Origin of the sequence: Faecalimonas sp. LCP19S3_D12 (genome assembly GCF_052121495.1) — a bacterium.
Taxonomy (GTDB): Bacteria; Bacillota; Clostridia; order Lachnospirales; family Lachnospiraceae; genus Faecalimonas.
Map to the genome: position 1 here is coordinate 1 of NZ_JBQKED010000134.1, position 436 is coordinate 436.

General features: G+C 48.4%; 1 protein-coding gene. It reads right to left on the minus strand.

Annotated features, from left to right (window positions below; genetic code table 11):
* Nucleotides 1–436, minus strand: a 436-nt coding sequence (locus tag ACTQXY_RS15585) for a recombinase family protein (RefSeq protein WP_441660225.1), incomplete at both ends; no start/stop codon positions are given.

The following is a 436-nucleotide window of genomic DNA, read 5'->3' on the forward strand; positions in this document are numbered from 1 at the left end:
ATACCCAAACGGGGCAAGACACCCGGTAAACTGTCCTTTCTGCGCTTTCAGAAGATAAGAGGAATGGACTTTCTTGGAAATATCCTTGCTGTACATCTCGTTCAGGATATTTTTGAACGGGGCAATGTCGTTGTTATCCCGCAGGGTGTCGATACCATCATTCATGGCGATATAGCGGACACCGTTTCTTGGGAAAAAGTCCTCAATCAAATGCCCGGTTTGCAGATAGTTCCGCCCCAGTCGGCTGAGGTCTTTCGTGATAACAAGGTTGATTTGCCTGCGCTCAATGGCTCTCAACATCCTCTGTAAATCAGGACGCTCCATGTTAAGACCTGTGAAGCCATCGTCCTGATAGACTGCCACAACCTCCCATCCCTGCTTTTCGCAGTATTTTTCCAGCATATCACGCTGGTTTGCGATACTGGCACTTTCGCCT